This is a genomic window from Bradyrhizobium sp. UFLA06-06, from assembly GCF_054820065.1.
Genome location: NZ_JADFUD010000127.1, coordinates 1 through 6,824 on the forward strand (window position 1 = coordinate 1; position 6,824 = coordinate 6,824).

A 6,824-nucleotide genomic window follows, 5' to 3' on the forward strand; every position below is an offset into this window, starting at 1 on the left:
ATGTAAAGATCGTCCACCGAGGAGCTAATAGAGCGCACATTGCTTATTTGCTGGAGAAATTACTGTCGGAGGCGAGCCAGACCATTCAAACAACGGCTTCCGAAGAAAGGACAAAGAGGCATGTCTTCGAAAATATCCTGTGAAGATAGCCATCACATGCCCAAGCAAACCATTGAAAGGGCCCTGCAGCATGCGGACACGAACCTGAATGCTAGCCTTGACCGGCTCTTCCAACTGCTGCGAATTCCGTCCATCTCGTGCGAACCGCATTATGCACGGCAATGCCGCGAGGCCGCTTCCTGGCTCGCCCATGAGCTATCTGACATTGGCTTCGATGCATCCGTCAGAGCTACGATTGGAAACCCTGTAGTGGTCGGACACAGCAAGCAAGCCACCGGTCCACACGTCCTATTCTATGGCCATTACGATGTCCAACCCGTAGAGCCTCTGCAGGAATGGGAGTCTCAACCCTTCGAGCCGACGCTTAGGGTCCAGCCTAACGGGGAGACCCACATTGTTGCCCGAGGCGCATCTGACGACAAAGGCCAGCTCTTGACTTTCATTGAGGCGTGCCGTGCCTGGAACGCGACAACAGGAAGTCTGCCAGTTGGCGTATCTATGTTGTTCGAGGGAGAGGAAGAAAGCGGCAGTCCAAGCATGGAGGCATTCTTGGACGAATTCGAACATGAATTGCTTGCTGATGTCATGTTGCTTTGCGACACCTCATTGTGGAACGACGCGGTACCCGCGATTACCGTTATGTTTCGCGGCCTATTAGAAGAGGAGGTCCGAGTAACGTGCGCCGACCGGGACCTGCATTCGGGTGCTTATGGGAATGCTGCACGCAATCCAATCCAGGTTCTCGCTGAACTCATCGCCAGCCTGAGAGGCAGGAACGGAGAAGTCGCGATTGAGGGCTTCTACGACAACATATCGGAGTTGGACAGCACTGTCAGAGACGAGTTGCTGAAGCTGAATTTCGACACCGAGCAATTCCTTGGAGCTGTTGGCCTCTCTCAGTCGGCTGGGGACGTTTCTTACTCGGTAATGGAGCAACTCTGGACTCGCCCTTCGTGCGAAATCAATGGAATAGCAGGCGGGCATTGCGGAGTTGGCCTGAAAACGATCATTCCGTCCAGTGCCGTCGCCAAGGTCTCTTTCAGGTTGGTAGATGGTCAAGATCCCGAAAGGATACGATCGACGTTTCGCAATCACATTCGCGCTCGAACACCGCGCGACTGCAAAGTGCAGTTTGCCGGGCTCACAGGCCACCCCGCATCTTTTATCCAGCCAAGGAGCCCGTATCTGGACTGCGCGCGCGCCGCTCTGAAACAGGAGTGGGGTTGCGATTCGGTGCTGATAGGAAGCGGAGGGTCGATCCCCATCGTGAACACTGTTAAGCGCCGGCTAGGGCTGCAGTCCCTACCCATCGGTTTCGCGCGAGCTGATAATCGTCACCACAGCCCAAACGAAAAGTACGATCTCTACACTTTTCAAAAGGGAATTCGTTCGTGGATTCGAATCCTTGCGGAGCTTTCACGATGCACAAACGATCGGATCGTGTCCCAACCGGAACAATTAGGCGGCGGACAATATATGAACCGTCAATGAAGCCGCGCCTGCAACAATCCGCTGACGCCTCGACGCCATTTTCGCGCGCTTGCTTTCAATACCATTTCACGCCGCTCAATGTGACACGGGAACGCGCCGACCGCCGGGTACCAATGATCCGGTGCGCACATGGCGCGCATACAGTTGCACCAGATCGAACACACGCCGAGTATGCAGCTTAAACTGCTGGCGGAACGACATTCCGGATCTAAAACGTCAAGCACTGCCGCTGGTTGGCCCGCTTTCTGCATCGTGATACGGCGGACACTAGATGTCCGACGTTAGACATGGAGAAGCTATGCGCATCTGCGGCATCAAATTGAGGCATGATGGAGCGATCGCGCTCATCGAGAACGGAAGACTGGCTTTTTGTGTTGAGCAAGAGAAGCGGGACAACAATCTCCGCTATCAAGCCATCGAAAACCTTGACGATGTCGTCGCCGCCTTGGCCGAGCACGGACTGGATTCGTGCGATGTTGATCAGTTTGTGATCGACGGCGGGGGGGACGGTCAATCCCAAGTGCTCAGTGGTACTGACTCTGTCACTCTCAAATGGGGACCGTACGTAGAGCCCCATGCGGAAGGGCTTCTCACTTCGTACAACGGCTCTGGCTTGATTCTAGAAGGCAGAGCATTTCCCTATAAAAGTTATTCACACGTCTCGGGCCATGTGGCTTCCGCGTACTGCACAAGCCCGTTTGCTCAGTCCGGACAATCGGCTTTCTGTCTTGTGTGGGACGGCTCCATCCTTCCACGTCTCTACCACGTTGAACGTCAGGGCGCCCGATTCGTTGAATGTCTGTTTCCAATTGTTGGTCATGCCTATGCTGTGGCCGGCGATCACTTTGGGCCTTACAAAGATCTGGACCGCAAACCCTGGGATTTAGGTGTCGCTGGCAAGCTAATGGCCTATATCGCGCTGGGTTGTGTCGATGATGCGATCGTGAGTGTCTTTCGGGAGCTCTACGAGGAATGCTTTGCCGGCGACACGCAGCGTGCTCGTGGCTACCGTACGGAGATCGAGAGCGGGGATTGGTTTCCTGCCATGCACGCTTTCTTTGCAGCCAGCGCCTCGCGATTGGATCACAAGCGAGATGAAGATATACTCGCATCATTTCACTCTTTTCTCGAGCATCTCCTGGTTGAGCGATTGGCAGCTGCTGTACAACGTCATTCACGGCTCCCAGGGCGACACAATCTGTGCATAGCGGGCGGCTGTGGTCTTAACATAAAGTGGAATAGCGCAATGCGGTCCGCCGGACTGTTCGATGCTGTTTGGGTGCCCCCCTTTCCGAATGACAGCGGCGCGGCTATAGGTGCGGCTTGTGCCGCATTAGCAGAGCGGAAGGGCTTCGTGCCACTCGAATGGTCGGTCTACGGTGGTCCGCGACTTCTGCGGAACGAGGCGCCACCAGGATGGGAAGCCGCACCGTGCAATATGCGCGAGCTTGCTAAGATCCTTGCGAGTAACAAGCCCGTCGTCTTTCTCGCCGGCAGCGCTGAGCTCGGACCGCGAGCATTAGGCGGACGAAGCATCCTAGCGGCTGCCACATCAGCGGGGATGAAGGATCATCTCAATCAGATCAAACGTCGTGAATGCTTTCGGCCAGTGGCGCCCATATGCATTGAAGATCGTGCGCCAGAAATCTTCTTCCCCGGAACCCCGGATCCTTACATGCTGTTCGATCATCAGACGCGAGCGGAATGGCTCGATAGAGTACCAGCTGTTGTACATCTTGATGGATCTGCGCGATTGCAGACTGTTTCTAGAACCTCTGAACACAAGATCGCCGAACTCCTCGTGGTCTACGAAGAACTTACCGGCATCCCGCTGCTTTGCAATACGAGTGCCAATCTCAATGGACGTGGGTTCTTTCCGGATGCTGCGGGAGCTTGTGAATGGGGACGAGTTGACCACGTATGGTGCGATGGCATGTTGTGGACAAAAGCCGCATAGGCATGGTTGTGATGATGAGCAACGTGATCTTTGCAACGGGGCCTTGCTCCCTCGCGTCTTGCAGCATGCGATCTTAGAATCTTGGGTAGCAGGAGTGCCTACGATGAGGGCTACCGATCTCGCGAAGCTGCGGCAAGCTTCGCACGGTAGTCGAAAGGTAGGCGTCGAAGCGTTCCGGCAACGGATTTTGAAATTTGAGAAGATCTGCCATTCCGCTCATGGCGATGTCGGGCGCCTTGCTGCTCTTCCAGGGTTGTCGCCAGATCCGAAAGCTTTTGCCGCCGCTCGAACTGCAGCTCCTTCACGTGCAAGTCGGCCTTTCTCTGTATCATGGTCGCTTGCCTACGGATCATATCGGGCAGGCCGGCGCCTTCGGTCGCTCAGCGGCGCCGATATCGCCGTGATCGTCTCGCAGGCGCGCCCGCGAAACGTCGAGCATTTCGACATGGTCGACGGGATCTGGGTCACCCACCCGCGGTGCGCCATCCCTTCGTCCGAAGCCCGCCTGGTCGGACATGATCAGCGATGAAGTGCTGAGAAACGTTATGGATGAACTCTATCTGCCGCTGAATGCCGGGATGAGGTCTTAGCGTCCGTCGGCGCACGTACGCTATTGGACAGGGCCGGCCATCTGCTGCTGGAGCAGGATCCTAAAGGCGGCTTCGAGGGCAAGCTATCCGGCTTGGTCGATCGCGGATTCATCAGCCCTCGCGAAAAGACAACTCTCGAGGCCGTTGCAGACGCAGGCAACGCGTCTGCTCACCGAGGATACACACCCACTGCCGAGCGACTCGGACACATCGTCGACATCATAGAAAACTTTCTGCAGCGTGCGTTTGTCCTTTCTCGCGCGGCCGATGAAGTCCGGAATTCGACACCGCGGCGCCCCAAGGCAAAATAGTCGGGAAGGCATCCGTGACAAAGCTCCCGCCACATTGAAATCGCTCGACGAGTGAGCATATGGGGAACAACCTTTAGTGCTGCCGCCGGGCGCAATTGCACGGAGCGGCAAACCCTCATTGCATAAACGTCCAGGAGACGACTTGAGCGACGAGAGCCCTACGATCGACGATAGCCCCGAGAACACCGCGCCACCGCCCCCTCCGTGGGCCAGGGCGACCTTGAATGACGTCACGCAGGTCGACTTCGAAGAGCTGGTTCGGTCATTGGACAGCGCCGATGCGGCCGAGCTGGGAGACCTATACCGACGCGCTCTCCCCGACACGCAGCCCGAACCCGAGACCCCAACGTTCCGTGTTTACTCCATGCTCGCTGGGGCCATGGGAATGCATTTCAAGGCCAACGAGCCAAACGACCCTTTCGCTGCAATGATCGTCTGGGCAGACGGTCGGCGCTCGGCGACACCGGCCGATTTTCGTGGCGCGATTGATTCCCTGGCCGCGATGGCCGAGCGGGCACAGCACCCTGTGTTGCGAGCCCGGCTCGCGGACCTGTGCTGGCTGCTCGATCTTAAACGACGACGGATCGGAGTATGTGCCGCGACCGCCTACGTCGAAGTTGTCTCCAAGGTCGATGCCGGCATCCTCAAATTGCGTTTCGACGAGAACGAGACCGGCGCCCTACGGCACGAGGCGCGCGATCTGCTCAAGCGGGCCCTTTTCATCGGTCGCGCCACCAAAATGGACAAGAATGGCCCTTCGGACGCGCAGAAGCTCGTCGTGGCGTTGCGGAAGCGAGCGATCGCGAAGCGACTGACTAGTCCCACCCTGATGTTCGGGCGTCTCGACCTTCACTTCGGGATCTCGGATGCAGCCGAAGTCGGCAAGGAGGTCGAAAACTTGATCGCCGGCCTCCCCGCCGGCGCTGACGACCACACCTTAGTGGAGCTTTGGCGCCTTTCCGCCCGAGCTTACCATAAGGCCAAACACGACGACGACGCGAACCGTTGCCGGTCAACGGCAGGCGAGCTGCTGGTCGCGATGGCCAAGCGCCAGCCTTCGGCCATGTTGGCTGCTCATACGCTTACGGAAGCCATCCAAGAGCTGCACGGCTTGCCAGGCAGCAAGGATCGCCGGAAGGAGTTGCGGCATCTCCTGGTGGATATTCAGGCGGGCATCGCCGACGAAATGTCGCCTTTTGCAATTCCGATGGACCTCGAAGATATCGCCAAAGAGGTCGAGAAGAGGATGCAAAAACCTACTTTGCTCGACAAACTCTTCACGTTCGCGGGCCTCAGTCATTCTCCGGATCCGGATCAACTTATAGCCGAGGCGGAGAAGGCCATCCGAGAGCATCCGTTCTCGTCCCTATTTGGCGGCAGTCACCACGACCGCGATGGCAAGGTCATCTATCGCAGCGAAGGGGGCAACTTTGGCGAAACGCAGGATGACTCGACGCTGCGTCAACAAATCGCGCGCGATGAGGGGCTACGCCGCCATATTACGGCTTCTGCCGAGATCGAAGTAGCTAGGCAATCCATCGTTTCGAACCACTACTTGTCCGAGGAGATCTTCGCAGCGCTATTGGAATTCAGCCCCTTCGTACCGCGGGGGCTCGTCATGACCTACAGCCACGGTTTTACATGCTTCTTCCGCGGCGACTTCATTAGCGCTCTCTACATCCTGACGCCTTTGCTGGAAGCTTCGCTTCGGCACGTACTCAGAGCGCACAGCCACGACGTCACAAAATTGGACGATGCCACGAAGATTCAGGAGGACCGAACGATATCCGCACTGTTCGAGCAGATGCGACCGGAGCTGGATTCGATCTTCGGCAGCCCCATCACGACCGACATCGAGAACGTCTTCCTCAAGAAGCCGGGGCCCTATATCCGTCACTCGATAGCCCATGGACTGCTACACGACGGAGAGCCATACTCGGACGACTCGCTGTATGCGTGCTGGCTGATCTTCCAACTTTGTATGATCCCGCTGTACGAACATCGGCGACACATCCGCTTGCCATTCGACAGCCCTTCCGAAGCGATTGATGAGAAGGGATAGTGCCGTGGCGCGAAGGCTCCCGGCAACTAGGACCCGCTTTGCCCGAACGTGAAGATCGGATCGGGAATGTCTCCGCCAAAGAGCTTGGATTGCCGCTCGGACTGCCACTTCTTGATGCGTGAATTGACGCTATCATCGATGGTGGTCATGAAGCGCGCGAAGACTTCACCCGGCGATCCGCACTCCGCGTGCCACAAATCGAAGCGACCGTCGACGATCTTCGCGAATAGGACGGCGCAGCTCCAGAATTCCTCAGGGCTCGTGGCAGACTTCATCATCCCGTACCAATGCCG

Annotated in this window: 5 protein-coding genes and 1 pseudogene; 5 read left to right on the forward strand and 1 reads right to left on the reverse strand. The window is 57.1% G+C overall.

The window, feature by feature from the left end; translation table 11 throughout:
• Positions 1-156 precede the first annotated feature (156 nt).
• The 5 genes and pseudogenes from IF803_RS41935 (at position 157) to IF803_RS41955 (ending at position 6,531) form a co-directional block, all read left to right on the forward strand.
• On the forward strand, positions 157-1,611 hold the full coding sequence (locus tag IF803_RS41935; RefSeq protein ID WP_168858480.1) for a M20/M25/M40 family metallo-hydrolase: 1,455 nt from the start codon (positions 157-159) through the stop codon (positions 1,609-1,611).
• Positions 1,612-1,909: 298 nt separating this feature from the next.
• Positions 1,910-3,568: a nodulation protein NodU gene (gene nodU / locus IF803_RS41940; protein WP_080586240.1), complete on the forward strand. Its 1,659-nt coding sequence runs from the start codon at positions 1,910-1,912 to the stop codon at positions 3,566-3,568.
• Between the two features lie 103 nt (positions 3,569-3,671).
• Complete coding sequence (locus tag IF803_RS41945) at positions 3,672-4,097, forward strand: DUF2130 domain-containing protein (RefSeq protein WP_197971330.1); 426 nt, start codon at positions 3,672-3,674, stop codon at positions 4,095-4,097.
• A 69-nt stretch (positions 4,098-4,166) separates the two neighbouring features.
• Positions 4,167-4,469 (forward strand): annotated as a pseudogene (locus IF803_RS41950) (DUF4145 domain-containing protein); the annotation flags it as partial.
• A gap of 142 nt (positions 4,470-4,611) precedes the next feature.
• Positions 4,612-6,531 (forward strand): DUF7380 domain-containing protein, encoded by a 1,920-nt coding sequence (locus tag IF803_RS41955; RefSeq protein WP_018269974.1) that lies wholly within the window; start codon positions 4,612-4,614, stop codon positions 6,529-6,531.
• Between the two features lie 26 nt (positions 6,532-6,557).
• On the opposite strand, the gene IF803_RS41960 is transcribed toward IF803_RS41955, so the two are convergent.
• Positions 6,558-6,824: hypothetical protein (locus IF803_RS41960; protein ID WP_461196096.1), on the reverse strand; the 267-nt coding region annotated here is incomplete at its 5' end.

Bases quoted from the DNA above. Each gene is read 5' to 3' on its own strand.
- nodU (WP_080586240.1), top strand. From the start codon at position 1,910: ATGCGCATCTGCGGCATCAAATTGAGGCATGATGGAGCGATCGCGCTC.
- IF803_RS41945 (WP_197971330.1), top strand. From the start codon at position 3,672: ATGAGGGCTACCGATCTCGCGAAGCTGCGGCAAGCTTCGCACGGTAGT.
- IF803_RS41935 (WP_168858480.1), top strand. From the start codon at position 157: ATGCCCAAGCAAACCATTGAAAGGGCCCTGCAGCATGCGGACACGAAC.